Origin of the sequence: Tardiphaga sp. 866_E4_N1_4 (genome assembly GCF_052076075.1) — a bacterium.
GTDB classification, from domain to species: Bacteria; Pseudomonadota; Alphaproteobacteria; order Rhizobiales; family Xanthobacteraceae; genus Tardiphaga; species Tardiphaga robiniae.
Window position 1 is genome coordinate 888758 of the sequence record NZ_CP197242.1, and the last position, 25319, is coordinate 914076.

25 protein-coding genes are annotated in these 25319 nt (G+C 62.0%); 9 read left to right on the forward strand and 16 right to left on the reverse strand.

Translation table 11 applies throughout. The annotated features are described in order from the left end of the window. Nucleotides 1–107 precede the first annotated feature (107 nt). A complete protein-coding gene (locus AB8B20_RS04565; RefSeq protein WP_089264182.1) occupies nucleotides 108–683 on the forward strand; it encodes an HdeD family acid-resistance protein in 576 nt (191 codons plus the stop codon). A gap of 23 nt (nucleotides 684–706) precedes the next feature. Here AB8B20_RS04565 and AB8B20_RS04570 read toward each other — a convergent pair whose 3' ends face one another. From AB8B20_RS04570 to epmA, 3 genes are read right to left on the reverse strand one after another with little or no spacing between them, the layout of a single operon-like run. Next, the gene (locus tag AB8B20_RS04570) at nucleotides 707–985 is read right to left on the reverse strand and encodes a hypothetical protein (RefSeq protein ID WP_081422013.1); all 279 of its coding nucleotides are present in this window, start codon (nucleotides 983–985) and stop codon (nucleotides 707–709) included. 40 nt (nucleotides 986–1025) lie between these two features. After that, on the reverse strand, nucleotides 1026–2126 hold the full coding sequence (locus AB8B20_RS04575) for a lysine-2,3-aminomutase-like protein (RefSeq protein WP_093758455.1): 1101 nt from the start codon (nucleotides 2124–2126) through the stop codon (nucleotides 1026–1028). Beyond that, nucleotides 2123–3175 carry an EF-P lysine aminoacylase EpmA gene (epmA, locus tag AB8B20_RS04580; RefSeq protein WP_439071798.1) on the reverse strand — a complete coding sequence of 351 codons (1053 nt, stop codon included), beginning with the start codon at nucleotides 3173–3175 and terminating at the stop codon, nucleotides 2123–2125. Before epmA ends, AB8B20_RS04575 begins: the two co-directional genes overlap by 4 nt. Before the next feature lie 138 nt (nucleotides 3176–3313). On the opposite strand from epmA, the gene efp reads away from it, so the two are divergent. Then, nucleotides 3314–3880 carry an elongation factor P gene (gene efp, locus AB8B20_RS04585; RefSeq protein WP_068736546.1) on the forward strand — a complete coding sequence of 189 codons (567 nt, stop codon included), beginning with the start codon at nucleotides 3314–3316 and terminating at the stop codon, nucleotides 3878–3880. Nucleotides 3881–4048: 168 nt separating this feature from the next. Further along, nucleotides 4049–5278, forward strand: coding sequence for a lytic murein transglycosylase (locus tag AB8B20_RS04590; protein ID WP_439071799.1), 1230 nt, complete (start codon nucleotides 4049–4051; stop codon nucleotides 5276–5278). 9 nt (nucleotides 5279–5287) lie between these two features. Here AB8B20_RS04590 and AB8B20_RS04595 read toward each other — a convergent pair whose 3' ends face one another. Genes AB8B20_RS04595 through AB8B20_RS04605 form a run of 3 tightly spaced genes read right to left on the reverse strand, consistent with a single transcriptional unit; the run spans nucleotide 5288 to nucleotide 9046 of the window. After that, the gene (locus AB8B20_RS04595) at nucleotides 5288–6676 is read right to left on the reverse strand and encodes a class II fumarate hydratase (protein ID WP_439071800.1); all 1389 of its coding nucleotides are present in this window, start codon (nucleotides 6674–6676) and stop codon (nucleotides 5288–5290) included. Nucleotides 6677–6685: 9 nt separating this feature from the next. Beyond that, the gene (locus AB8B20_RS04600) at nucleotides 6686–7672 is read right to left on the reverse strand and encodes a tripartite tricarboxylate transporter substrate-binding protein (protein WP_439073022.1); all 987 of its coding nucleotides are present in this window, start codon (nucleotides 7670–7672) and stop codon (nucleotides 6686–6688) included. A gap of 24 nt (nucleotides 7673–7696) precedes the next feature. Further along, nucleotides 7697–9046: a class-II fumarase/aspartase family protein gene (locus AB8B20_RS04605; protein ID WP_439071801.1), complete on the reverse strand. Its 1350-nt coding sequence runs from the start codon at nucleotides 9044–9046 to the stop codon at nucleotides 7697–7699. Nucleotides 9047–9180: 134 nt separating this feature from the next. Here AB8B20_RS04605 and AB8B20_RS04610 point away from each other — a divergent pair, with 134 nt between their 5' ends. Next, nucleotides 9181–9930 (forward strand): GntR family transcriptional regulator, encoded by a 750-nt coding sequence (locus AB8B20_RS04610; protein WP_439071802.1) that lies wholly within the window; start codon nucleotides 9181–9183, stop codon nucleotides 9928–9930. Between the two features lie 41 nt (nucleotides 9931–9971). Here AB8B20_RS04610 and recJ read toward each other — a convergent pair whose 3' ends face one another. The 7 genes from recJ to AB8B20_RS04645 all read right to left on the reverse strand — a co-directional run bounded on the left by recJ (nucleotide 9972) and on the right by AB8B20_RS04645 (nucleotide 17209). Beyond that, nucleotides 9972–11810, reverse strand: a complete 1839-nt coding sequence (gene recJ / locus AB8B20_RS04615) for a single-stranded-DNA-specific exonuclease RecJ (protein ID WP_439071803.1) — start codon at nucleotides 11808–11810, stop codon at nucleotides 9972–9974. A 47-nt stretch (nucleotides 11811–11857) separates the two neighbouring features. Further along, nucleotides 11858–12577, reverse strand: a complete 720-nt coding sequence (locus AB8B20_RS04620; RefSeq protein WP_439071804.1) for a haloacid dehalogenase type II — start codon at nucleotides 12575–12577, stop codon at nucleotides 11858–11860. A gap of 78 nt (nucleotides 12578–12655) precedes the next feature. After that, entirely contained in the window at nucleotides 12656–13108 is a 453-nt protein-coding gene (locus AB8B20_RS04625) for a GNAT family N-acetyltransferase (RefSeq protein ID WP_439058481.1), read from the reverse strand. 10 nt (nucleotides 13109–13118) lie between these two features. Beyond that, nucleotides 13119–14117, reverse strand: a complete 999-nt coding sequence (glpX, locus tag AB8B20_RS04630; RefSeq protein WP_068736567.1) for a class II fructose-bisphosphatase — start codon at nucleotides 14115–14117, stop codon at nucleotides 13119–13121. Between the two features lie 57 nt (nucleotides 14118–14174). Continuing rightward, nucleotides 14175–15497, reverse strand: a complete 1323-nt coding sequence (locus AB8B20_RS04635) for a homoserine dehydrogenase (RefSeq protein ID WP_184516879.1) — start codon at nucleotides 15495–15497, stop codon at nucleotides 14175–14177. Between the two features lie 77 nt (nucleotides 15498–15574). Further along, nucleotides 15575–16795 carry an LL-diaminopimelate aminotransferase gene (locus AB8B20_RS04640; RefSeq protein WP_092143358.1) on the reverse strand — a complete coding sequence of 407 codons (1221 nt, stop codon included), beginning with the start codon at nucleotides 16793–16795 and terminating at the stop codon, nucleotides 15575–15577. A gap of 93 nt (nucleotides 16796–16888) precedes the next feature. Then, nucleotides 16889–17209: a hypothetical protein gene (locus AB8B20_RS04645; RefSeq protein ID WP_414716883.1), complete on the reverse strand. Its 321-nt coding sequence runs from the start codon at nucleotides 17207–17209 to the stop codon at nucleotides 16889–16891. Nucleotides 17210–17560: 351 nt separating this feature from the next. Between AB8B20_RS04645 and AB8B20_RS04650 the strand changes: the two genes are divergently transcribed. The 3 genes from AB8B20_RS04650 (at nucleotide 17561) to AB8B20_RS04660 (ending at nucleotide 20817) form a co-directional block, all read left to right on the forward strand. Beyond that, complete coding sequence (locus AB8B20_RS04650) at nucleotides 17561–19300, forward strand: PHA/PHB synthase family protein (protein ID WP_276511328.1); 1740 nt, start codon at nucleotides 17561–17563, stop codon at nucleotides 19298–19300. Nucleotides 19301–19446: 146 nt separating this feature from the next. After that, nucleotides 19447–19848, forward strand: coding sequence for an MAPEG family protein (locus AB8B20_RS04655; protein ID WP_439071805.1), 402 nt, complete (start codon nucleotides 19447–19449; stop codon nucleotides 19846–19848). 27 nt (nucleotides 19849–19875) lie between these two features. Then, on the forward strand, nucleotides 19876–20817 hold the full coding sequence (locus AB8B20_RS04660; protein ID WP_089264167.1) for a glutaminase: 942 nt from the start codon (nucleotides 19876–19878) through the stop codon (nucleotides 20815–20817). A 113-nt stretch (nucleotides 20818–20930) separates the two neighbouring features. On the opposite strand, the gene AB8B20_RS04665 is transcribed toward AB8B20_RS04660, so the two are convergent. Then, on the reverse strand, nucleotides 20931–21131 hold the full coding sequence (locus AB8B20_RS04665; protein WP_093758441.1) for a DUF2735 domain-containing protein: 201 nt from the start codon (nucleotides 21129–21131) through the stop codon (nucleotides 20931–20933). Between the two features lie 502 nt (nucleotides 21132–21633). Between AB8B20_RS04665 and AB8B20_RS04670 the strand changes: the two genes are divergently transcribed. Next, entirely contained in the window at nucleotides 21634–22668 is a 1035-nt protein-coding gene (locus AB8B20_RS04670) for a glutamine synthetase beta-grasp domain-containing protein (protein ID WP_089264165.1), read from the forward strand. A 197-nt stretch (nucleotides 22669–22865) separates the two neighbouring features. Then, complete coding sequence (locus AB8B20_RS04675) at nucleotides 22866–23330, forward strand: carboxymuconolactone decarboxylase family protein (protein ID WP_439071806.1); 465 nt, start codon at nucleotides 22866–22868, stop codon at nucleotides 23328–23330. Nucleotides 23331–23433: 103 nt separating this feature from the next. Here the strand turns inward: AB8B20_RS04675 and argC are convergent, their stop codons facing one another. Continuing rightward, nucleotides 23434–24492, reverse strand: coding sequence for an N-acetyl-gamma-glutamyl-phosphate reductase (gene argC / locus AB8B20_RS04680; protein ID WP_120289454.1), 1059 nt, complete (start codon nucleotides 24490–24492; stop codon nucleotides 23434–23436). Further along, nucleotides 24489–25175: an FMN-binding negative transcriptional regulator gene (locus AB8B20_RS04685; protein ID WP_439071807.1), complete on the reverse strand. Its 687-nt coding sequence runs from the start codon at nucleotides 25173–25175 to the stop codon at nucleotides 24489–24491. The genes argC and AB8B20_RS04685 overlap by 4 nt, the downstream gene beginning before the upstream one ends. Nucleotides 25176–25319 lie beyond the last annotated feature (144 nt).

Here is a 25319-nt window from a genome sequence, read left to right on the forward strand (position 1 = left end):
CGACATTCGAGCTATTCCCGATCAACAAACTTGCACGCTTCCGCGTGTGAGCGGATAAATGCAAGCTACGGCCAGCATGCTGCCGGCCCGATCAGGACATTGCCGCCATGACCATGCCGCCCAACCTCGCCGAGCTGCAATCGAAGATGAGCGACGCCGTGCGCGCGCACTGGAAGGCATTTCTAATCGAGGGCATAGTGCTGGTGATCCTCGGCTTCGCCGCAATGATCGTGCCGCAGGTGGCCAGCATCGCCGTCACCGTCATGCTGGGCTGGATGTTCTTCATCTCGGGCGTTGCCGCGCTGCTGATGACTTTCTGGGCCCGTCAGACACCAGGCTTCATCTGGTCGCTGATTTCAGCAATCCTCGGCATCGGCGCCGGCATCATTCTGCTTACGCGCCCGGCCGAAAGCACGCTGACACTGACATTCGTGGTTGGCGTCTATTTCCTCGCCGAGGGCGTAGCGACCATCATGTACGCGCTCCAGCATCGCAAGGAACTGTCGGAGCGCTGGAGCTGGATGGCCTTCTCCGGCCTGATGGATATCGTGATCGCCTTCATCATCATCTCGGGCCTGCCCGGCACGGCAGCCTGGGCCATCGGCTTGATGGTCGGCATCAATCTGGTGATCGGCGGCGCTTCGCTGATCGGCTTGGCGATGGCCGCCCGCAAGAAGGCCTGACCCCGCCAACTGTCTGCAGGGACTCAGCAGCCCTTGCAGATATTCTTGATCATGCGATCAAGCTCGCGATCCTGCGCGTCGATGCGGGACGGATCGTTCTTGCCGGTCTCCGGCGGCAAATCGCCCGGGCGCGGCTGGCGATGGCCGACGGGAGCCTCTGGCAGAGCACCGCCGCTGTTGGTCTGTGTGGTCGGCTGCGAGCGCAGGCCCTTGGGTGGCAGGTTGCGGGACGAATCCTGCGCCAGAGCCAGCGAATGGCCGAGAACGAACAGGCCTGCCGTCATCACGAACAATGTTTTCATTTTTTGTCTCCGACACCAGGTGGCGCGTGTAAGCCGATCGCTACGGCTTCGGTGGATAGATATGAACGTCGCCGCAGTAATCCACAACACGATAGACCGATTCCGCAGAAGCTTCACCGTCAGGCTTGAGGTTGACTGAAGAATTCTCGGACAAATATTCGGGACCGATCGGCGCCTTGCCATAACCGCCGGGAATATCGAGCACATAATCCGGCTGGCACAATCCGGAAACATTGCCTCGAATGGCGCGCATCAAGGCCTGTCCCTCCGCGATGCTGGTGCGCAAATGTGCGGTGCCAGGCGCGAGGTCGCCGTGATGCAGATAATAGGGCTTGATGCGGCACTCGACGAAACCGCGCATCAGTGCCGTCAGCGTCGCCGCATCGTCATTGACGCCGCGCAGCAATACCGACTGGCTCACCATGGGAATGCCGGCATCCACCATCAGCGCGCAGGCCGCACGTGCAGCATCCGTCAGCTCGCGCGGATGATTGGCATGCAGCGCCACCCATGTGCTAGCGCCCGTGACTTTCAATGCATCCACCATTTCCGCACTCACGCGGCCGGGATCAGCCACGGGGACCCGCGTATGCAATCGAATGATCCTTACATGCGGGATATCAGCGAGATCCGCCATGATCTCGCTCAATCGCCGCGGCGACAGCATCAGGGGATCGCCGCCGGTGAGGATTACCTCCCAGATCTCGTCATGGCTGCGGATGTAATCCAGCGCCGCTGCATAAGCCTCACGCGACAGCGCGGTCTCCTTGCCCGGCCCCACCATCTCGCGGCGGAAACAGAACCGGCAATACACCGCGCAGACATGTACCAGCTTGAACAGTACACGGTCGGGATAGCGATGCACGATGCCGTCGATTGGCGCATGGGCGTGATCACCGATCGGATCAGCGTTCTCTTCGGGCTGCGCGTTCAGTTCATCCACACTCGGAATGTACTGGCGCGCGATCGGATCGTCGGGATCGCTGCTGTCGATCAGTGCGGCTACGGCCGGCGTCACCGCGACCGCATAACGCGCGGCGACTTTCTCCAGATCGGCCAGCGTCGAGGCTGGCGCGAGACCGTTTTCGATCAGGTCGCTGGCTTGCCGCAGGGTCGTCGCAACTTTCACGTGACGGTTCATGACACACCTGCCGGCGGCGTCCACACCACCTGATCGATCCGCGTCGCGCCCGACGCCAGCATCACCAGCCGGTCGAATCCGAGTGCAACACCGGATGCAGGCGGCATCGTTGCGACGGCCTCAAGAAACTCCTCATCGAGCGGATAGCGCTCGCCATAGCGACGCTCTTTTTCGTCCATGGCTTCCGTGAAGCGGCGGCGCTGTTCGTCAGCATCCGTCAGCTCGCCAAAACCGTTGGCGAGTTCGACGCCGCAGGCATAGACCTCGAAGCGTTCGGCCACGCGTCGGTCACCTTCTTTGGTGCGCGCCAATGCCGCTTCCGGCGACGGGTATTCAAACAGCACGGTCATCCGTCCCAGCCCGAGATGCGGCTCGACATGTTCGACCAGAATCTTGCTGAAAATATCCGACCACGTATCGTCATCGCTGATCCGCACCTTGCCAGTTGCAGCCGCCGCCAGCTTAGCGCGATCGCCCTCGGCGCCATCGATGCTCGCAAGCAGATCGATATCCGCAAAACGCGTGAAGGCCGCTGCCACGGTCAACATCTCCGGCTCGGCAAACGGATCGGCAACCTGACCGCGAAACGTAAACTGCGTGATGCCTGTCGCCTGCGCCGCGCATGCAATGATCGCTACGCAATCGGCGATCACAGCCTCATAGCTCTCCTCGGCACGATACCATTCCAGTATCGTGAATTCAGGCAGGTGCTTGTCACCGCGCTCCCGGTCGCGAAACACCCGGGCGAATTCGAAGATTTTCGTCTCGCCCGCCGCCAGCAGCTTCTTGCAGGCGAATTCCGGCGATGTTCGTAAATACCGCGAGAACCGCTCGCCGTCGCGGTCGATCAATGTCGTCTTTGGCGCATGCAGATGGGTCTCATTGCCCGGTGAGACCTGCAGGACGCCAGTCTCGACCTCCAGGAAGCCCTGAGCCTCGAACCGCGTCCGGATACCCTTCGTGATCGCTCCCCGCGCCAGCAGGAAGCCCCGGCGGTCCTGGTGCCGCGCCGGGCTCCACCAGGGCGACGGACGGTCGGTTCCAGTCATCGGCAAACGGCCCTTTTGGGTTGCAAAACGCTGGCATCGCCGCGTGAAATCAGTATGTTGCCCCCCGAAACCGCTTCGCTGGCCACAGGACACACACGTCCGGATCGGTCCCGGGCCTGAAATCTAGGAAACATATCTGTGAAAGTCATCGCCAGTTCTATTCGCAAGGGCAACGTCATCGAGCAGGAAGGCAAGCTCTACGTGGTTCTGTCCGCGGAGAACATCCACCCCGGCAAGGGAACTCCGGTCAGCCAGATCGAAATGCGCCGAATCAGCGACGGTGTGAAGATCTCGGAGCGTTACAAGACCACTGACCAGGTGGAAAAGGCGACGATTGAAGACCAGAACTTCAATTACCTCTACAAGGATGCCGACGGCTTCCATTTCATGAACAACGACAATTACGACCAGGTTCAGGTGCAGAAGGACGTCATCGGCGATGCCGAGCCCTATCTGCAGGAGAACATGACCGTAAAGCTGTCGCTGCATGGTCTGGTTCCGGTGGCGATCCAGATGCCGCAGCGCGCGACCCTCGAAGTCGTCGATACCGAGCCGGTGACCAAGGGCCAGACCGCGTCGTCGTCCTACAAGCCTGCCATGCTGTCCAACGGCGTCCGCACCAACGTGCCGCCGCATGTCGGCACCGGCACCCGCATCGTGGTGCTGATCGAGGACGGCTCCTACATCGAACGCGCCAAGGACTAAAGGATCCCGGCTGTCGCAAGACTGCCGCAAGTTTTTCGCAAGACCGCCGGACGCCCGAAAATGGCTTCCGGCGGTCTTTTTTATACATGATATCAATCTGTTGTTTGCGTTGACGCGCCGCGACGCATTGCCCCTGCCACGGCGCAAATCATGCGGCTACAGTGGGGCATGACCGCACGCGATTCCCTGATCGACCGACGCAGTCTGTTCCGCTCCGCCCTCGGTGCCGGCGCGCTGCTGGCCATGCCCGGGACCGCCTTTGCGGCCCCCGCGGGCTTCGACGCGTGGCGCGACGGCTTTCGTGCTAAGGCAATTGCCAAAGGCGTCTCCGACGCGACCTATTCGCGCGTGATGGGCCGCATCGAGCCGGACATGTCCGTGTTCACCAAGATGCAGAAGCAGCCGGAATTTCACGAGCAGCTCTGGCAATACATCAATCGCCGCGCCTCTGACTGGCGCATCGCCGCCGGCAAGGACGCGCTGCGCAAGAACGAAGCCGTGTTCGACCGCATCGAGCGTGACTTCGGCGTCGAGCGCGGCACATTGCTGGCGCTGTGGGGCGTGGAGTCCGCTTATGGCGATCCCATCGTGCAGCAAAACCATATGCGCCCGGTGTTTCCGTCGCTGGCCGCACTGGCGTGGAACGAGCCGCGCCGCCGCGCCTATTGGGAAACCGAACTCATCAACGCGCTGAAGATCGTCGATAAGGGATGGGGCACGCCGGACGAGATGCGCGGCTCATGGGCCGGCGCCATGGGGCATACGCAGTGGATGCCCGAGGTGTGGCTCAATGTCGGCATCGACTATGACCGCGATGGCCGCGTCTCGCCGTTCGGCAAGCCCGACGATGCGCTGGGCTCCAGCGCACGCTTCCTTGTCAATCGCGGCAAATATCCGCGCGGCGAACACTGGGGCTATGAAGTCCGCGCCAATGGCGCCAGCTCATCGGACAGCAATCGCAGTTTTGCAGCATGGTCCGCAGCCGGCGTCACGCGCGCCGATGGACAGCCGTTCCCGCAGGCCACTGCCAATGCCAAGCTCTGGGTGCCCGTGCAAGGCGGTCCGGCCTTCCTGCTCGGCCAGGGCTTCTACGCCGTGCGCAGCTACAATCCGTCGATGAACTATGCGCTGGCGATCTGCCATCTCGGCGATCGCATTCTCGGCGCGCCGCCTTTCCTCCAGCCATTCCCCGGCTCGGAACGCGCGCTGACACTGGCCGAAGTGCAGGAAGTGCAGACCCGCCTCACCCGCGCCGGTTTTGATACCGGCGGCACGGATGGCCGCGTTGGCAACGACACGATGAAAGCGGTGCGTGATTTCCAGACGAAGGCTGGATTGCTGCCGGCGGATGGCTATGGCGGGCTGAAGGTACTCGCGCGGTTGCGGCAAGGCGGCTGAGCCGTTCCGTCAAATGCCCGCCATCCGCTGCGGATCGACGTAACGATCGTAGTCTTCACCCGAGAGTAGCCCCAGTGCGATCGCTGCTTCGCGCGGTGTGATAGCTTCATCCAAAGCTCTGGCTGTGATGAGCGCGACTTTGTCATAGCCGATCACCGGATTGAGCGCGGTTGCGAGCAGCGGTGCATTGGCGACATTCGCAGCGAGCTGTCGCCGATCGACGTCGAGATCGCGGATCAATCGGGACGTGAAGACATCGACGCCGTCGGCGAGGATGCGGATCGACTGCAAGACGTTGTAAATGATGACCGGCTTGGCGACGTTGAGCTCGAAATTACCGGATGCGCTGGCTGCGGTGACAACAGCGTTGTTGCCCGTCACCTGAAAACAGACCTGCGCAAGCATTTCGGCGATGGTGGGATTGCGCTTGCCAGGCATGATCGACGACGTCAGCCCGTCATGCGGGATGACGAGCTCACCAAGCCCGCAGCGCGGACCCGAGCCGAGGAAGCGCACGTCGTTCGCGATCTTCAGCAGCGTCACAGCCAGGCCGTTGAGCGCGCCGGACACTTCGACCAGCGCGTCATGTGCGCCCATGCCTTCGAACTTGCTCGGGTTCGGGACGAATGCAACGCCAGTCAGTGCGTTCAGGTGATCGCAAAAGGCGCTGTCGAATCCCTTTGGCGCATTGAGCCCCGAGCCGACGGCCGTGCCGCCCTGGGGCAGCATCAGCAGACGCGGAAACACGGCTTCGATGCGGTCAATCGCATGGCCGATCTGACGGGCGAAGGCATCGAAGGCCTGCCCCATCGTCATCGGCACGGCATCCATCAGATGCGTACGGCCTATCTTCACGACGTCGGAGAATGCGTCCGCCTTGGCGCGGAGATCATCGCGCAGCACCTGCAAGGTCGGGAGCAAGCGCCCGCGCAACTCCAGCGTTGTTGCCACATGCATCACGGTCGGAAAGCTGTCGTTCGATGACTGCGAACAATTTACGTGATCGTTGGGATGAATGGGCGATTTGGTCCCGAGCGGCTGGCCCATCAATTCATTCGCCCGGTTCGCGATCACCTCATTCGCATTCATGTTGGTCTGGGTGCCGGAGCCGGTCTGCCAGATCGGCAAGGGGAAATGATCGTCGAAACGGCCCTGCTGAAGTTCGAGTGCCGCTGTTTCGATCGGCGCCGCGATCTCCGGTGCGATCGTCCTGAGTTGCAGATTGGCGCGAACGGCCGCGATCTTCTGCAGGGCGAATGCACGGATCAGCGCGACCGGGAAACGCTCATCGCTAACCTGGAAGACCTCAAGCGCGCGTTGGGTCTGCGCGCCCCAATAGCGATCCTTCGGCACCGCGATGGTGCCGAAGGAGTCGTGTTCCGTGCGAACGTCACTCACGGGTCTCACTCACTGCGCGCCGACAACGCCCGCCGCCTTGATGATCGGCGTCCATTTGTCGATCTCGGATTTCAGATGCGCGGCCAGCGCATCGGGCGTCGCCCGTTCCGGCGCCACCGGCTGCACGCCGAGCCCGGCAAGCCGGCTCTTCACGGTCTCGTCCTTCAGCGCCACGTTCAGCGCGGCAACGAGTTTGTCGATGATCGGCTTGGGCGTGCCCTTCGGAGCGAACAGGCCGTACCAGACGGTGTAGGTAAAGCCCGGCAGACCGGCTTCGGCTGTCGTGGGCAGTTTTGGCAGCGCCGGCGCCTTCTCGGTGCTAGTGACGGCGTAGCCCTTGATCGTGCCGCCGTCGACATTGCCGACCACGTTGACGATCTGGTCGCACATGACATCGACCTGTCCGCTCATCATGTCGTTCATCGCCGGACCAGCGCCGCGATAGGCGATCTGGGTCGGCTGCGTACCCGTCGCTGCATTGAGCAGCAGACCGCACAGATGCGACGCCGATCCGATGCCGGCATGCGCGTAGTTCACTTTCTCCTTGTTCGTCTTCATCCAGGCGATGAGCTCGGCGAGATTGGCGGCCGGGAGATCCTTGCGTGCCACAAACACCGACGGCAGATCGACAGCGAGACCGATCGGCTCGTAGTCTTTGATCGGATCGTATTTCAGCTTGGGATACAGCGCTGGATTGGTCGCGTGGCTGATATGGATCAGCAGCAGATTGTAGCCGTCCGGCGGCGAGGCAGCGACCTTGGCGCTGCCGATGGAGCCGCCGGCCCCCGTCGTGTTCTCGACGATGACCTGCTGCTTCAGCGGGCCGCTCATGCCCTGCGCCAGCAGCCGTGCGATGGTGTCACCGGGGCCGCCTGCTGAATACGGCATGTTCATGGTGATGGTGCGGGTCGGATAATCCTGCGCCAGACTTGGGCCGGCCAGCAGTGCACCGGCGAGCACGAATGCGGTCGTCAAAATATTCTTCGTCATCGAAATTCCTCCCCTATTGTGTGTGTTGTTTCAGTGTCCGCTCATGCTCAGCACGCGATCGACCATCGGACCGCACAGGCCGAGATAGTTGGCCGGGTCGCAGTGACGACGGATGGCCTCCTTGCCACCAAGCGCTTCGGTGATTTCCGGGACCTCGGCGAGAATGTCCGCGAGCTTGCCGCCGCCTTCGATGGCCTTGCGGCAAGCGTCGTAGACGACGTCATGCGCATGCTGGCGGCCGAGTTTCGGCGCCGCTGCCATCATCACCGCTTCGGCGACGATAAGGCCGCGTGTCAGATCCAGATTCTCCAGCATGCGCTTCTCATGAACCACAAGTCCGGCCAGCATGAATTTGGCATTTGCCAGCGAAGAGGCGGTGAGCAGGAAGCTCTCCGGCAACGACACCCATTCGAGATGCCACGGCCCGGTTGCACGTTCCAGATCATGGATCATGCCGTCGAGCATGGTCGCGACATGCTGGCGCACCGCCTTGGCAGCGGCGAGCATCAGTTCGCTTGAAATCGCGTTACGCTTTTGCGGCATCGTCGATGACGCCCCGCGACCGGGCACGAAAGGCTCAGACACTTCGCCGAATTCCGACGATGACAACAGCATCACGTCGGTGGCGATCTTGCCGAGCGTGCCGGTGATCAGACCAAGCAGCGTGACCGCTTCGGCGATGCCGTCGCGGGCGACATGCCAGGTGATCGAGGGCTGATGCAGGCCGAGCTCCTCGCAGAACAGCTTTTGCATCTCCAAGCCGCCCTCGCCCACCGATGCGAGCGTCCCCGCGGCGCCGGAGAACTCGCCGAGCAGGATGCGCGGCAGCGCCTGATCGACGCGTTCGATGTGGCGATCGACGGAAGACAGCCAGACGGCGGCCTTGTAGCCGAAGGTGACCGGCAGCGCCTGCTGCAGATGGGTGCGCCCCGCCATCGGCGTGTCGCGATATTTGCGCGCCATCGCGACCAAGATGTCGCGGACCTCGCGCAGATCGCGTGCCACGATCTGCAGGGCCGCGCGGATCTGCAGGACGTTGGCGGTGTCCATGATGTCCTGGGTGGTCGCACCCCAGTGGACGTAGCGCCCCGCCTCTCCGGCGGCTTCAGAGAGCTGATGGACCAGCGGCAGGATCGGATAGCCGACGATTTCGGTCTCAGCACGGAGCTTGTCGAAATCGATCCGGATCGATTTGGCGGCGGCCTCGATGGCCTGCGCGGCTTCCTTCGGCACAACGCCGAGACGGGCCTGGGCGCGGGCCAGCGCGACTTCGGCCTCGATGTAGCGGCCGACCAGGGCTTCGTCGGCGAAGACCGCCCGCATTTCCGCGGTGCCGAACATGTCCCGAAACAGGACTGAATCGAAAACCGTGCTGCCCATACCGCTTCCTCTTATTATGTTCGTACATATTAATTGTACGAACATAAACCGTGTGTCAATCTCCTTTCTTGACGAAATGGTCGCCAATCAGGCTTCCATCTTGCGATCAGGAACTTAGGGGTCGAGGGACGGCGGTGGAAAAGCGTTACGCGTTCGTGGCCCGAGCACTGACCGAGGCCATCGCAGACGGACGGCATCCGGTCGGGTCTGTGCTGCCGACAGAGTTTGAGCTGGCGGACCAGTTCGCCGTGAGCCGATCAACCGTGCGCGCGGCGATGCAGGAGCTGCAGGCGTCCGGCTTGGTCAGCCGGAAGCGCAATGCCGGGACGCGTGTCGAGGCGACCTCTCCGGCCAAGGGCGGTGATGGCTTTACGCAGGCACTCAATACGATCGAGGCGGTGCAGCAGTTCGGCACCGAGACGGAGCGCCACGTGCAGCGTGTCGCCGACATTGTCGCGGACAGCGAGTTGGCCAGCCAGCTCGGATGCCGGCCGGGTCGCCGCTGGCTATGCATCTCAAGTCTGCGCACAATTCCCGGCGACGTCACACAGACGCCGATCTGCTGGACCGATGTCTATATCGACGGCGCCTTCGCCGACGAGGTACGCACGAAAATAGCTGGGCATCATGAGATCTTCGGCACGCTGGTCGAGAAAATCTCGGGACGACGCTTTGTCGAGATCCGGCAGGACATTTCTGCGGTTGGCGTGTCGGACGCGATGGCGGAGCCACTGAAGGCAACGGCTGGCGCGCATGCGCTGTCGATCCGGCGGCAGTATCTGTTCGCGTCAAACGAGCTGGCTGAAGTCTCGCTCAGCATTCATCCGGCGGACCGGTATCGGTATTCGACTAGGCTGCTCCGCCGGCAAGACACAAATGGATGAGTGCACCGGTCAAGCCGGGAGACGACAGACTGAGATTGATATTATCTGATCATCTTCGGCCCGGGATCCGGCGCCGCCACATCGATCACGCGCATCTGCACGCGCTCGGCACCCTGCCAGCGATCGACGGTCAGCGAGCCCGCCACATGGACCGGCTGACCGCGCAGCTCCTGCAACGCGTTGCCAAGTTTCTGCCCCACTGAACGAAACGCGATACCGTTGACCATGGCGCCGTCCGACGCCTTGAAGCGCAGCCGCAGATGCGCCTGCCCAACTTCATCGACATAAACGAGCTGATGCGCCGGCAGCGCAATCACCGGCTCGGGATTGGCCTGCCCGAACGGCCCGGCGCGATTGAGCGTATTCACGAGATCCGTCGTCACACCGCGCGCAGTGATAGCGCCATCGATGAAGAGTTCTTTCTCGTTGCGGGACTTGCCGACATCCGCAGCCAGCGCGCTTTCGATATAGGCGCGGAATTCGCCGAGCCGTTCCTTGCGTAGCGTGATGCCCGCGGCCATGGCGTGGCCGCCACCTTTCATCAGAAGCCCATCGGCAACAGCTTGCCGCACGGCTTTGCCGAGATCGACGCCGGAGATCGAGCGGCCAGACCCCGTGCCAATTCCGCCAGGCTCCAGCGCGATGGCAAAAGCCGGACGCGCAAATTTCTCCTTGAGCCGCGAGGCGACCAGACCGACGACGCCGGGATGCCAGCCTTCAGACGCGGTCACGACTACGGAGCCTTTGTCTTCGAGGCCCAGTGACGCCAGAGCCTCGGCCTCGGCTTGCGCTTCCGCGGCTTGTTCGATCACGCGTCGTTCGATGTTCAGCCGATCGAGTTCGGCAGCGATCTTCGCGGCCTCGGAAATATCGCCTTCGAGCAGCAGCCGCACACCCAGGTCTGCGCGCCCGATCCGGCCGCCGGCATTGATGCGCGGTCCCAGCATAAAACCGAGATGCCACGCTTCCGGCGGACCGTTCAAACGCGCCACATCCATCAGCGCGGTGTGCCCGATGTGATCGCGGCGGCGCAATGCGATGAGACCCTTGGCGACGAAGGCGCGGTTCAGGCCGATCAGCGGTGCCACGTCGGCGACGGTGCCGAGCGCCACATGATGCAGCATGCTCAGGAGATCAGGCTCGGGCATCTCGGCGGTCCAGAAGCCGCGCTTGCGCAATTCGCGATTGACGGCGACCAGCGTGATCAGCACGAGGCCCACGGCAGCGAGATGACCGAGACCGGAAATATCGTCGAGCCTATTGGGATTCACGACGGCATCGACGTCAGGCAATTCCTCGCCGGTCTGATGGTGATCGATGACAACCACAGACATGCCAAGCTTCTTGGCCTCGGCCAGCGGTTCGAAACTGGTCGTGCCGCAATCCACGGTGACGAGCAGCGTGGCGCCCTTGCCCGCCAGCGTCTTGATGGCATCCACATTGGGGCCGTAGCCCTCGAAGATGCGATCGGGAATGTGGATCTTCGGGTCGAGCCCGCAATGGCGGAGATGCCAGGCCAGCAGCGCCGACGACGTCGCGCCATCGACGTCGTAGTCGCCAAAGATTGCCACTTTCTCCCGGCGCTGTGCGGCATCCGCGATGCGCTTCGCCGCTGCTTCCATCTGCGTAATAGTGAAGGGATCCGGCATCAGCTTGCGGATGGTGGGATCGAGAAAGTCTTCGACCGCGTCGAGCTCGATATTGCGGCCGGCGATGACCCGCGCCAGCATTTCCGGCAATTGGAAACGCTGCACCATGGCCAGCGCCCGCGCCGCCCCGCGCTGATCCACCCGGTCGCGCCAGATCCGCCCGGTGGCGGATTCGGTAACGCCGAGAAAGGCCTGCTGGGATTCGACGGGAATGATGGTCGGTGGCGTCATGGCATCAGCAATAGGCCGCGCAGCCGCTTTCGGCAAATCTCAGGCCGTCAGCAGCCCATCCGCTTCGCCAGATCATTGAAATCATCGGCCACCACGTCCCACGGGCCCTCGGCCTTGAAGTCGCGGTTCTGGTGCGGGCCGTATTCAGTGACCCGCGGCACGAAGGCAGTCTTGAGGCCGAGTTTGTGTGCGGCATCGAGATCGCTGTTATGGGCGGCGACCATCATGACTTCCGCAGGCCTCAGATTGAGCAGTGCGGCCGCGCCGAGATAGGCCTGCGGATCGGGCTTATAGTGTTCGAACAGTTCCGCGCTCATGATCAGGTCCCATGGCAGGCCGGCGAATTTCGCCATGTTGGTCAGCAGCGCGACATTGCCGTTCGACAACGGGCTGATGACGTATTTTGTCTTCAGCCTGGTCAAGCCGCTCACCGAATCCGTCCACGGATGCAGCCGGTGCCAGCCGAGTGTCATGTGATGCAGATCGTTGTCCGAGAGCCCGTTGATGCCGAACTTGGCGACCAACACGTCGAGCGACTGCCGATGCAGTGTGTCGAGCTTGACGAAGCCACGCTCGGGATGATGGCGCACGACATCCATCGACGGCATATAGGCCTGCCGCCAGGCATCGACGAGCGCGGTCCAGTCAGCCGTGATGCCGCGCGCTTTGCCGAACGCGGTACAGTCAGCAATCAGGCTGGAACGCCAATCAACCACGGTGCCGAACACGTCGAACACCAGAGCCTTGACGTTATCGGTCTCGCTCATGGTCTCATCCCCATTTTGTTTTTTGGTTTTTAGTTCGATTAATCCGAGCGCATATTGGCGCGCTCGGATTGCCTTTAATTAGAGTATCTTCCGATATTGCATAAATCCGGAATTGTCCGCGACCTGATCATACAGAATGCGCGCCTGCGCATTCTCGTTCTGTGTCAGCCAATGCACGCGGCTGCAGCCATCGGCCTTGGCCTTCGCATAGACCGCCTCGATCAGAGCGCGACCAACGCCGAGCCCACGCGCGTTGTTGTCGACGAACAGATCCTGCAGATAGCAGTAGTTGCCGGGCGTCCAGGATGAGCGGTGATACAGGAACTGCACGATGCCGGTGAGCTTGCCGTCCACATAGGCGCCGAGCAGGAACATCTGCTCATTGGCGTCGTGGAAACGCTTCCACGCCGTATCGGTCGCGGCCTGTGGCAGCGTTGCCTTGTAGAACGTCAGATAGCCCTGCCACAGCGGCTCCCAGGCAGCCCGCTCATCGGGGCCGACCGGGCGGATCTCAACATTCGCCTTCGCCATGTGACCGAACTCAATCCAAGTGGAATTTTTCGAGCTGGCGATGCTCGCCCTTGATGATGCGCACCGTGCCGGTCACCGAACGCATCACGATGGTCTCGGTCTCGATGACGTCGCCGCGGAACTTGACGCCCGACAGCAATGCGCCGTCGGTAACACCGGTGGCGGCAAACAGGCAGTCGCCCTTCGCCATGTCCTCGATGCCATAGATCATCTTCGGATCGGTGACACCCATCTTCAGCGCACGCTCGCGCTTCTCGTCGGTATCGAGGATCAATCGGGTCTGCATCTGGCCGCCGATGCAGCGCAGTGCTGCAGCTGCCAGCACGCCTTCCGGTGCTCCGCCAATGCCAAGATAGATGTCGATGCCAGATTTGGCGGGATCGGTGGTGTGGATGACGCCGGCGACGTCGCCGTCCGGAATGAGACGCAGCGCCGCACCGGTCGAGCGGATCGCTGCGATCAATGCTTCGTGCCGCGGCCGCTCAAGCACGAGGGCGGTGATCGCCGACACCGGCACGCCCTTGGCCTTGGCGAGGCGCTTGATGTTCTCTTCCGGCGATGCATCGATGTCGATCACGTTCTTGGCGTAGCCCGGGCCAATCGCGATCTTGTCCATATAGACGTCGGGCGCGTGCAGCAGCGTGCCGCCGTCGGCCATCGCCATGGTGGCGATCGAGCCCGGCATGTCCTTGGCACACAGTGTCGTGCCTTCGAGCGGATCGACGGCAATATCGACCTTCGGGCCGGCATTGATGCCGACCTTTTCGCCGATATAGAGCATCGGCGCTTCGTCGCGCTCGCCCTCGCCGATCACGATGGTGCCGTCGATCGGCATCTTGTTGAGCTCGCGGCGCATCGCATCAACCGCTGCCTGATCCGCCGCCTTCTCCTGCCCATGACCACGCAGCCGCGCAGCCGACACTGCCGCGCGCTCGGTCACGCGAACGATCTCCAGCGTCAGAATACGCTCGAGCAGTTGCTGCGGCGGGACGGTAATATGGGTCGACATTGGCGGGCTCCTTCTACGGTGGGACGAATGTCCCCGTACAACTCTCAACGCGTGGATTTAGTTCTTCTCGATGCGAATAACCTGTGGCTTGCCCGATATCACCTTGTCGCTCTGCACCGCCTGGAGGGCGCGACGCATGGCGTCCTCGGTGGTGGCGTAGGTGATCAGGATAACAGGCACTGGTGACGATTTCGTGCTCTTGCCAACCGGCTCGATGCCGCCATTCGGATGGCGCTGCACGATCGACTCCAGTGAGATCTTCTGCTCGGCCAGACGCGTTGCGATGCGTGCGGCCGTGCCGGCGAGATCCCGCGCCATCAGGCGGATGTAATAGCCACCTTCGTGGCGTTCCATCGGCGCCTTGGTGGTGGTCTTGAGCTTCTCAACCGGCCGACCAAACGGCAGCGCACGCACATTGCGTGCGACATCGGCGATATCGGCAAGAACCGCAGACGCCGTCGCGGCGCCGCCAGCGCCGGGACCGACCAGTGTAATCGGCGCAATGCCTGCGCCATCAACCGTGACGGCGTTAGTGACGCCCATGACCTGCGCAATGGAAGACGACAGCGGCACCATGGTTGGATGCACGCGCTGTTCGATGCCAGTCGCGGTGCGCATGGCAACGCCCAGCAGCTTCACGCGATAGCCGAGCTCTGCAGCAGCGCGCAGATCTTCAGCGGCGATGGATGAAATGCCCTCGACCGAAACAGCGCTCTGCGCGACCTTGGTCCCGAATGCGAGGCTGGCGAGAATGGCCAGCTTCTGGGCGGTGTCGTGGCCATCGACGTCGAAGGACGGCTCGGCCTCGGCGTAGCCAAGCCGCTGCGCGTCTTTTAGGCATTCCTCGAAGGACAGGCCCTCCAGCTCCATCCGGGACAGGATGTAGTTGCAGGTGCCGTTGAGAATACCGTAGACGCGATTGATATCGGTGCCGACAAGACCTTCGCGGATGGTCTTGACGATCGGAATGGCGCCAGCGACGGCGGCCTCGTAGTTCAGCGCGCCGCCGTGCTTCTCAGCCGATGCGGCTAGCTTCAGGCCATGCTTGGCGATCAGTGCCTTGTTCGCGGTCACGACCGACTTGCCGGCGCGCAGCGCCGCCTCGATCGACGACAGCGCGGGATCGCCAACGCCGCCCATCAGTTCGACGAAGCACTCGACATCGGGATGCTGCGCAACCGCGAGCGGATCCTTCATCCAGTCGATGCCGCGCAGATCAACGCTGCGCTTCTTGCTCTTGGAGCGCGCGGTGACAGCAACCACCTTGACGCCACGACCGCAGCGCGCGGCCAAAATCGAGTTCTGCTGTTCGATGAGACGGACGACTTCGGCACCAACGGTGCCGAGTCCCGCGATACCCACTTTGAGGGGTGCGACCATTAAGCTTCAGACCTGTCGGAATTCTTGTTGAGCGATGACCGGTCCGAAAACCGGTTGCCGGTTTTCGGGGATCACGCCTATCGCCGGTTGGCGAGAGGAACCACGTTGTGCAACGTTTCGAGACCGCTTTCAAGGAAGCGGCGGATGCCGCGGGCAGCCTGGCGAATGCGCTGTTCGTTCTCGACCATCGCGATGCGGACGTAACCTTCGCCATGCTCGCCGAAGGCGACGCCGGGAGATACCACCACGCCGGACTTTTCAACGAGAAGCGTTGCAAACTGCATACTGCCGACCTCGCGGAATTTCTCCGGCAGCGGCGCCCAGGCGAACATCGACGCCGACGGCGGCGGAATGTCCCAGCCGGCGCGGCCGAAAGACTCCACCATCGCATCACGACGCTTGCGATAGACATCGCGCATTTCGCGGATGCAGTCGTCGGGGCCGTTCAGCGCGGCAGTTGCCGCGACCTGCACAGGCGTGAATGCGCCGTAGTCGAGATAGGATTTCACCCGCGTCAGCGCGGCAATGATGCGCTCGTTGCCGACCGCAAAGCCCATGCGCCAGCCGGCCATGGAGAAGGTCTTCGACATCGAGGTGAATTCGACGGTGACGTCCATCGCGCCTGGTACCTGCAGCACCGAGGGTGGCGGGTTCTTATCGTCGAAATAGACCTCGGCATAAGCGAGATCCGAGAGGATGTAGATCTCGTGCTTCTTCGCGAAGGCCACGAGGTCCTTGTAGAAATCGAGGCTCGCCACCTGCGCCGTCGGGTTCGACGGATAACAGACGATCAGCGCGATCGGCTTCGGGATCGAATGGATGATGGCGCGCTCGACGGCTGCAAAGAAATCCGGCGTCGGCTCGGAGGGCACCGAGCGGATCACGCCGCCGGCCATCAAGAAGCCGAAGGCATGGATCGGGTAGCTCGGATTGGGGCACAGCACGACGTCGCCGGGCGCGGTGATCGCCTGGGCGACGTTGGCGAAGCCTTCCTTGGAGCCCAGCGTCGCCACCACCTGGGTGTCCGGATTGAGCTTCACGCCAAAGCGGCGCTCGTAATAGCCGGCCTGGGCCTTGCGCAGGCCGGTGATGCCCTTCGAGGCCGAATAGCGGTCGGTGCGCGGCTTGCCCAGGGTCTCCTTGAGCTTCTCGATCACATGCGGCGGGGTCGCAAGATCCGGATTGCCCATGCCGAGGTCGATGATATCGGCGCCAGCGTTTCGCGCGGCGGCCTTGGCCCGGTTGACCTGTTCGAACACATAGGGCGGCAATCGGCGGATGCGGTAGAATTCTTCCATGGGATCGGGCTCCAGAACCGCTTCATCATGCGGTTGAATCGCTTCTTTTTATCACGGAAGCCCGGTGACACCAGTCACGACGGGCAGTTTTGACTATTTGGCCGCCGGTTTGGCCGGCAGCACGACGGCCTGGCGGTCGCGGGCGGCAGTCAGTTCGGCCTGCATCTTGGCCTGATCCGCCGGCGCCATGGCGGTGCCTTCGCGGGTGGTCGGCAGATCATGAACCGGCAGATAGGTGCCCACCTCGGCCGGACGCGCCGGAGCGCCCGCCGGCGTCCCCACCATGGGCATGTCGGCGATGGTCGAGGCGCAGCCGCCCAGAGGCAAGCCAAGCCCCAGCACCAGCAAGGCGGCCGCTGTCGCCGCCCGCCCGCTGCGACCACCAATTGCCCTGAATGTGCCTCTACGCGTCACGCCACAACCCTACATCGCATTAGAATCGATTTCATCCCTATCGCAGCGCACCATTCAACCAATCTGGTCACAAACGATTAATGCCGGGAGAAGACGCTAAAGGCTTGGATCTTCAATATGACGGAAGCAAGACCCAAAGCCGAATACATGACGCGGTGCAGCACATCGAATCCTGCGGCAATCCGCGAACTGTGCCATCATCGATCTGCGTGGTGACGTACCGTTGCCCGACTGGAATGAAGCTGTTGTTGCGCCATGACCGAAGTTGCCGCCGACGCCAAAGCTGCTAACGACAAAATCTCGGGCGACGCGTCCGCCAAACCGTTCAATCCCGAAGCTTTTGCGCTCAACATGGCCAAGGCGATGGAGAATGGCGGCAAGGCCTTGGCCGCCTATTTGCAACCGCGCCAAAGTGGCGAGACCGTCGACAAGCCGCCGAACGAGCTGACGGAGCTGATCAAGACCTTCAGCATCGTCGCCAATTACTGGCTGTCCGACGACAAGCGCGCCGCCGAACTGCAGATGAAGCTCGGCAAGGCCTATCTCGACCTCTGGGGCTCGGCGATGCGCCGGATGGTCGGCGAAGCCGGCTTGCCCGCTATCGAGGCACCGCCGCGCGACAAGCGCTTCAGCGATCCCGAGTGGAAATCGAACCAGTTCTTCGATTTCGTCATGCAGGCTTATCTGCTGACCACGCAATGGGCGCACGATCTCGTCAAGAATGCCGAAGGTCTGGATGCGCATACCCGCAAGAAGGCGGAGTTCTACGTCCAGCAGATCACCAATGCGATGGCGCCGTCGAACTTCGTGCTGACCAATCCGGAAGTGCTGCGCGAGACCGTGATGTCGAACGGCAGCAATCTGATGCGCGGCATGACCATGCTTGCCGAGGATATAGAAGCCGGCAAAGGCTCGCTGCGCATTCGCCAGTCAGATCCGAAGAATCTCGAAGTCGGCGTCAACATGGCGACGACGCCTGGCAAGGTGATCTTCCAGAACGAGGTGATGCAGCTGATCCAGTATCAGCCGGCAACCGAGAACGTACTGCGCACGCCGCTTCTGATCGTGCCGCCCTGGATCAACAAGTTCTACATCCTCGATCTCAAGCCCGAGAAATCCTTCATCAAGTGGGCTGTCGATCAGGGCGTCTCGGTGTTCGTGATCTCCTGGGTCAACCCCGACAAGCGCCTCGGCGCCAAGACCTTCGACGACTACATGAAGGAAGGCCCGCTGACCGCGATGGACGTCATCGAGCAGGTCACCGGCGAGATGACGGCCCACACCATCGGCTATTGCGTCGGCGGCACCCTGCTCGCCTCGACGCTGGCCTGGCTCGCCGAGAAGCGCCGCGTCCGCGTGGCATCGGCAACATTCCTGGCCGCGCAAGTCGACTTCACCCATGCCGGCGACCTCATGGTGTTCGTCGACGAGGATCAGATCTCGGCGCTGGAAAAGGACATGCAGGCGGCAGGCGTGCTGGAAGGCAGCAAGATGGCCATGGCCTTCAACATGCTGCGCTCCAACGATCTGATCTGGTCCTATGTCGTGAACAACTACCTCAAGGGCAAGCCGCCTTCGGCCTTCGACCTGTTGCACTGGAATTCAGACGCGACGCGGATGCCGGCGGCGAACCACTCGTTCTATCTGCGCAACTGCTATCTCGAGAACAAGCTCTCGACCGGCAACATGATCCTCGACAACACCCGGCTCGATCTCTCCAAGGTCAAGGTGCCCGTCTACAATCTCGCCACCCGCGAGGACCACATCGCGCCGGCGCAATCGGTGCTGTACGGCTCGCAATTCTTCGGCGGCCCGGTGAAATACGTGTTGTCCGGCTCCGGCCATATCGCCGGCGTGGTCAATCCGCCAGCCTCGGGCAAGTACCAGTACTGGACCAACGACAACGCCCACGCCACCGATCTTGCCGACTGGATGAAGACCGCGCAGGAACATGCTGGCTCGTGGTGGCCGAACTGGCGGGAGTGGCTCTCCGGCATCGATGGTGAGGAAGTTCCTGCCCGCCATGTCGGCACCGACGCATTCCCCGCACTGGAAGACGCCCCCGGCAGTTATGTGCGGGTGCGGGCGTAACGGCCCGCCTCTCCGCGCTTGCTTGGCGTCGTCACAGCAAACGTCTATGATTTCAGCTAGGACGCGTCGCATCCGCTTGCGGCGCGTATGTTTTGCATGACCATCTCCGCGTTTTCCGCGGGAATTTCGACTGAAAGGATACCCGGATGACGCGCGAATTGTTCTGGCTGACGCTGACCGTGATTCTCACAGGCCTGCTCTGGGTGCCTTATATGCTGAACCGCATCATGGTCCGCGGTGTCACCGGCGTCATGGCCAACCCGACGCGCACCGACAGGCCGCAGGCCGAATGGGCCAACCGGATGATGTTCGCCCATGACAATGCCGTCGAGAATCTCATCATCTTCGCGCCGCTGGTGCTGATCCTGAATGCTGCGGACGTTTCGACCCCGACCACTGTTCTGGCCTGCGCGGTCTATTTTTGGTCGCGCGTGGTGCATCTGATCGTCTACACACTCGGCCTGCCGATTTTCCGCACGCTGGCCTTCGTGATCGGCTTCATCGCCCAGGCGGTCCTCGCCATCGCGATCCTGCGGATTCCGTACTAACGCTTCTTCTCGCCAGATTGATCTGCAATGAACCACGCTGCCCCAAGTCTCGATCTCGTCGTCAAGGAAATTGCCGACGAGATGGCGCAGCGAACGGACCGCGGCGACGTCGCGAGCTATATTCCGGAACTGGCGGGTGTCGATCCCAACCAGTTCGGCCTTGTGGTCATCGATGCCGATGGCCAGGTCGCGGCTGGCGGCGATGCCGATGTGCCGTTCTCGATCCAGAGCATCTCGAAAGTCTTCACGCTGACGCTGGCGCTCGGCATGGTCGGCGACCGGCTCTGGAAACATGTCGGCCGCGAGCCCTCGGGCAATCCGTTCAACTCCATCGTCCAGCTCGAACGCGAGCGCGGCGTGCCGCGCAACCCCTTCATCAATGCCGGCGCCATCGCCGTCACCGATGTCATCCTGTCCGGCCATCAGCCGCGCGAGGCGATCGGCGAAATCCTGCGTTTCATGCAGTTTCTGTCCGGCGACAGCTCCATCGTGATCGATGAGACGGTCGCCGCGTCCGAGAAACGCACCGGCTTTCGCAACACCGCGCTCGCCAATTACATGAAGTCGTTTGGCGTGGTCGAAAACCCCGTCGACTTCACGCTTGGCGTCTATTTCCACCACTGCGCGATCGCGATGTCGTGTCGGCAGTTGGCCATGGCGACGCGCTACCTCGCTTATTCGGGCCGCAATCCGTCGACCGGACTCTCGGTGGTGTCGTCGGAGCGCGCGCGTCGTATCAACGCGCTGATGCTGATGTGCGGCCATTATGACGGTTCGGGTGAGTTCGCCTATCGCGTCGGCCTGCCCGGCAAAAGCGGTGTCGGCGGCGGCATTATCGCAGTCGCCCCCGGAAAGGCCTCGATCGCAGTCTGGGCGCCGGGTCTCGACAAGCACGGCAATTCGCATCTCGGCCGCATTGCGCTCGAAGCGCTCACGAAGCGGCTCGGCTGGTCGATCTTCGGCGTCTGACGCCAACCCGGTCTCCGGTCATGAAAAAGGGCTGAAACATCGCTGTTTCAGCCCTTGATCGTCGTCGATAAACCGCGCCTGGGGCGGTGAACCTTGCTGTCGACCAGGCACCGTCAATGTTCGTAGGTCCGGTTGGCTTCCTGGATGGCAGCCTCGTGGTACCAGCTGTCATAGTCGGCCACGGTTTTTACGGTCGAGGCACGCAGGTCCAGCGGCTTGCTGAGCCGTCCCCGCGGGCCGACCGATCCACGGCCACCAACCGGGAATTGGTAGATTTTAGCGGTATGGGGGTGATGCGTTTGAGACGTCGGCATCGCTTCTCTTCCTTCCTCTGATCTGTTTTTTCCTTTCGGATCATCATTGTAACAGAGGCGCCCTTCTTTTGTGCCGACTGCCTCGTAAGAAGCATCCAAATGGCTACAATATGCGCACTCAATCGACATGCGCTTTGGGCGCGCAGGTTTTGAAGCCGCCTATGCAGCGCCTGACCTCTCATTTGAGCGTCTGAAAGGCAGAAAAGTTCCGATCAAAAATAGCCTGCAAGGGAATTGGGCAGTCAACATTTTCGCGCGCGGCTGAATTCCTCTGAAAAATCCACAAATCCGGACCGATTCCCGGCCTCCGATGCGCTCTCCAGACAGCGAATGACAGCCTCACTGGGGACGCGCCGCACTTTTCGTCACAAAAGCGTTGCACCGCGACAAGTTGGCATACTACGTGCTTTATATGCAGCGCCGCTGGGGGCGGATTTTGCGTCCGCCCGCCGGCAAGCTCAGGGCTCACGCCCTACGCATCGCCAACTCATGAGAGACCCGCATGACAAAGTATAAGCTCGAGTATATTTGGCTCGACGGTTACACGCCGGTTCCGAACCTGCGTGGCAAGACGCAGATCAAGGAATTCGAAGATTTCCCGACCCTCGAACAGCTCCCGCTGTGGGGCTTCGACGGTTCGTCGACCATGCAGGCCGAAGGCCACAGCTCCGATTGCGTGCTGAAGCCGGTTGCGATCTATCCGGATGCGGCCCGTGAGAACGGCGCCCTGGTGATGTGCGAAGTCATGATGCCGGACGGCGTCACCCCGCACTCGACCAACAAGCGCGCCACCATTCTCGACGATGCCGGCGCCTGGTTCGGTTTCGAACAGGAATACTTCTTCTACGAGAATGGCCGTCCGCTCGGTTTCCCCGAGGATGGCTATCCCGCGCCGCAGGGCCCCTACTACACCGGCGTCGGCTTCAAGAACGTCGGCTCAATTGCCCGCGAGATCGTCGAAGAACATCTCGACCTCTGCCTCGAAGCCGGCATCAACCACGAAGGCATCAACGCCGAAGTGGCGAAGGGCCAGTGGGAATTCCAGATCTTCGGCAAGGGCTCCAAGAAGGCCGCTGACGAAATGTGGATCGCGCGCTACCTGCTGCTCCGTCTGACGGAAAAGTATGGCATCGACATTGAATTCCACTGCAAGCCGCTCGGCGATACCGACTGGAACGGCTCGGGCATGCACGCCAACTTCTCGACCGAATACATGCGTACGGTCGGCGGCAAGGCTTACTTCGAAGCTTTGATGGCCCAGTTCGACAAGAACCTGATGGACCACATCAACGTCTACGGCCCGGACAACGACAAGCGTCTGACCGGCAAGCACGAGACCGCTCCGTGGAACAAGTTCAGCTATGGCATCGCGGACCGCGGCGCCTCGATCCGCGTCCCGCACTCCTTCGTCAAGAACGAGTACAAGGGCTATCTGGAAGACCGTCGTCCGAACTCCCAGGGCGACCCCTACCAGATCGCTTCGCAGATCCTGAAGACCATCTCGGAAGTCCCAACCGCCAAGTCGGCTGCCGCGTAAGCGTCTGACTTCAGATCAAATATGAACGGCCCGAACGCAAGTTCGGGCCGTTTTGTTTCGCCCCTGCGTCCTTTCGCCGCCTTAGAGGATTGGACAAGAGATCGGCAGGATCGGTCTAACGCCGAGCGCGCCACATGCCCCAATGCTTGTCCGCTGTCGCAACATTCGCGCGGCGAGAAAAACAGGGAGAAGCGATCATGTCATATCGAACGACCGCTTTCGTTGCGGCATTCTGCATGCTGGCATCTGCAGCAAGTCTTTGCGCGGAGACGACGGAAGAACGCCTGCGACGCGGCGACAAGGTTGTTCGATCGCTCAATGCCGGCAGCAGCCAGCCGACCCTCGAAGGCCTGCGCGCCGAGTTTCCCTTTCTCGCCGATGCTATCACGGGTTACGCACTCGGCGACGTCTGGGCACGGCCGGTTCTCGACGCGCGCACGCGACAGCTGGCAGCCGTCGCCGCTTTCGCGGCGCTGGGACATCGGCCGTTCATGAAGATCCATGCGGACTACGCGCTCAACGCTGGCGTGAAAGAGGAAGAGCTGAAGGAGATCGTCTATCTGACGACGGTCCATGCCGGTTTCCCGCGCGCCATTGAGGCGGCGCAGACACTGAGTGAGCTGTTCAAGGAGCGCGCACAAAAGCCAGGATCGGCGAAGTGACAAGAGCATAGAAAAAAGGCCCGAACGCAAATTCGGGCCTTTTCTGTTGTCTCTCGCTGTCGTCGCCCGGCCTGTAATGCGGGCCAAGGTGTATGCGCGCGCTCTACGGGAACATCGCCGGCTGATCGATGCCGAGCGTCTCGACGAAACCAAGCACCAGATTCATGTTCTGCACCGCCTGCCCCGATGCGCCCTTGGTCAGGTTGTCGAGGGTCGAGACGATGATCGCGCGGCCCGGGATACGGTCAGCGGCAACGCCGATGAAGGTCATGTTGGAGCCGCGCACATGTCGCGAATGCGGCGTCTTGCCGAATGGCAGGATGTGCACAAAGGGCTCCTTCTCGTACTGCTTCACCAGCACCTCGTGGAGATCCTGCGCCGTCTTGCCGCGCCGGCCACGCACATAAATGGTCGAGAGAATGCCGCGGTTCTGCGGCAAGAGATGCGGCGTGAAGCTGACAACAACCTCCTTGCCGGCAGCCTTGGAGAACTCCTGATCGAGCTCCGCCATGTGCCGGTGATGGCCGACGCCATAGGCGTTGAAGCCTTCGGACACTTCGGAGAACAGCATCTCTTCCTTGGCGGAACGCCCTGCGCCCGTCATGCCGGACTTTGCATCGATGACGATCTCGTCGGTCTCGATGGCGCGCGCCTTCAACAGCGGCACCAGCGGCAGGATCGCACACGACGTGTAGCAGCCGGGATTGGCAATCAGCCGCGCCTTCTTGATGTCGCGCCGATAGAGCTCGACGAGGCCGTAGACGGCCTCCTTCTGCAGCTCTAGCGCATGATGTTCATGGCCATACCACTTCGCATAGGCGGCTGCGTCCTCGAGCCGGAAGTCGGCCGACAGATCCACCACCTTGGTCTCCGGCGCCTTGGCCAGCAAATCCTGCAGCACCTTCTGCGTGGTCGCATGCGGCAGCGCGCAGAACACCAGATCGAGGCCAATGGTCGTCCAGTCGACGGAGTCGATGCTTACGAGCGTCGGCAGTTCATAGGGCGCGAATTGCGGGAACACATCGCCCATCGCCTGCCCGGCGCGCCGGTCGGCCGTCAGCAGCACGAGCTCGACCTTGGGATGGCGCAGCAGCAGCCGCACCAGTTCGGCTCCGGTGTAACCGGACGCGCCGAGAATGCCGATTTTCTTCTTCGTGCTCATCCCATAAATCCTTCGGCCTCAGCCATAGCAGTCAATTGTGTCGTCTCTTCCGCAAACAAATGCGGCCGCAATTTGCGCATCGCATTTGAAATCTCGAACGCGGCAGGCTCCGGCCGCAGCGCCAGTGCGCTCATGACAGCCAGATGATCGGCATCTGACTTGTGCTGGTTGAGCTTGGAGCTACCCTCCACCTCGTCCACTGTCATCACCACACCGACGATCGCCTTCTTCATCGCCTCAAGCCGCCCCGCCGCCATCTTATCGGAGGTCCAGGGCTTCTTCGGCGCCAGCCGTGTTTCGAACCTTGCGCTCAGCGCGTCAAGATGCGGGCCCAGTTCACCACCCGACAGGATGCGCACCGGTCCGGTGAGATGGACCGCCTGATAGAGCCAGGTCGGCACCTGATCGGGCGATACGTACCAGTCGGCCGACACATAGGCATCAGCGCCCAGGATGGCCATGGCCCATGGCGTCACGCCGTCTGCAAGCTTGAGCAGCGGATTTTGTCGCGCAAGGTGAAAGGCCAGACGCGGCGTGCCGTCATCGCCGTAGTCGAGGCAGAAAGGCACCGCGGAGGCGATCGGCTTCCTGCCATCGAAGGCGCAGACCGTGCCGAAGCCGCGCGCGTCCGCAAACGCAAGTGCGTCCGTCCGGTCGGTCTGAAATTTGGGCGGCGTATACATGACGGGCTCCTTCCTGAGTGAAGGCCGCCGGATGGGTCGCGCTGCTGTTTGGGAGAAAGACTGCCGCGGACCATATCCGGCGGCAGTGAGAGATCGAAACGCTTATGCGCGCATATCTCCACCTGCCGCGAGAATGCGGCGGCG

What these genes read in the sequence shown, in the direction of transcription:
- AB8B20_RS04565 (WP_089264182.1), top strand. Translation starts at nt 108, where the DNA reads ATGACCATGCCGCCCAACCTCGCCGAGCTGCAATCGAAGATGAGCGAC.
- AB8B20_RS04570 (WP_081422013.1), bottom strand. Translation starts at nt 985, where the DNA reads ATGAAAACATTGTTCGTGATGACGGCAGGCCTGTTCGTTCTCGGCCAT.
- AB8B20_RS04575 (WP_093758455.1), bottom strand. Translation starts at nt 2,126, where the DNA reads ATGAACCGTCACGTGAAAGTTGCGACGACCCTGCGGCAAGCCAGCGAC.
- epmA (WP_439071798.1), bottom strand. Translation starts at nt 3,175, where the DNA reads ATGACTGGAACCGACCGTCCGTCGCCCTGGTGGAGCCCGGCGCGGCAC.
- AB8B20_RS04590 (WP_439071799.1), top strand. Translation starts at nt 4,049, where the DNA reads ATGACCGCACGCGATTCCCTGATCGACCGACGCAGTCTGTTCCGCTCC.
- AB8B20_RS04605 (WP_439071801.1), bottom strand. Translation starts at nt 9,046, where the DNA reads ATGGGCAGCACGGTTTTCGATTCAGTCCTGTTTCGGGACATGTTCGGC.
- recJ (WP_439071803.1), bottom strand. Translation starts at nt 11,810, where the DNA reads ATGACGCCACCGACCATCATTCCCGTCGAATCCCAGCAGGCCTTTCTC.
- AB8B20_RS04620 (WP_439071804.1), bottom strand. Translation starts at nt 12,577, where the DNA reads ATGAGCGAGACCGATAACGTCAAGGCTCTGGTGTTCGACGTGTTCGGC.
- AB8B20_RS04625 (WP_439058481.1), bottom strand. Translation starts at nt 13,108, where the DNA reads ATGGCGAAGGCGAATGTTGAGATCCGCCCGGTCGGCCCCGATGAGCGG.
- glpX (WP_068736567.1), bottom strand. Translation starts at nt 14,117, where the DNA reads ATGTCGACCCATATTACCGTCCCGCCGCAGCAACTGCTCGAGCGTATT.
- AB8B20_RS04635 (WP_184516879.1), bottom strand. Translation starts at nt 15,497, where the DNA reads ATGGTCGCACCCCTCAAAGTGGGTATCGCGGGACTCGGCACCGTTGGT.
- AB8B20_RS04640 (WP_092143358.1), bottom strand. Translation starts at nt 16,795, where the DNA reads ATGGAAGAATTCTACCGCATCCGCCGATTGCCGCCCTATGTGTTCGAA.
- AB8B20_RS04650 (WP_276511328.1), top strand. Translation starts at nt 17,561, where the DNA reads ATGGCCAAGGCGATGGAGAATGGCGGCAAGGCCTTGGCCGCCTATTTG.
- AB8B20_RS04655 (WP_439071805.1), top strand. Translation starts at nt 19,447, where the DNA reads ATGACGCGCGAATTGTTCTGGCTGACGCTGACCGTGATTCTCACAGGC.
- AB8B20_RS04660 (WP_089264167.1), top strand. Translation starts at nt 19,876, where the DNA reads ATGAACCACGCTGCCCCAAGTCTCGATCTCGTCGTCAAGGAAATTGCC.
- AB8B20_RS04665 (WP_093758441.1), bottom strand. Translation starts at nt 21,131, where the DNA reads ATGCCGACGTCTCAAACGCATCACCCCCATACCGCTAAAATCTACCAA.
- AB8B20_RS04670 (WP_089264165.1), top strand. Translation starts at nt 21,634, where the DNA reads ATGACAAAGTATAAGCTCGAGTATATTTGGCTCGACGGTTACACGCCG.
- AB8B20_RS04675 (WP_439071806.1), top strand. Translation starts at nt 22,866, where the DNA reads ATGTCATATCGAACGACCGCTTTCGTTGCGGCATTCTGCATGCTGGCA.
- argC (WP_120289454.1), bottom strand. Translation starts at nt 24,492, where the DNA reads ATGAGCACGAAGAAGAAAATCGGCATTCTCGGCGCGTCCGGTTACACC.
- AB8B20_RS04685 (WP_439071807.1), bottom strand. Translation starts at nt 25,175, where the DNA reads ATGTATACGCCGCCCAAATTTCAGACCGACCGGACGGACGCACTTGCG.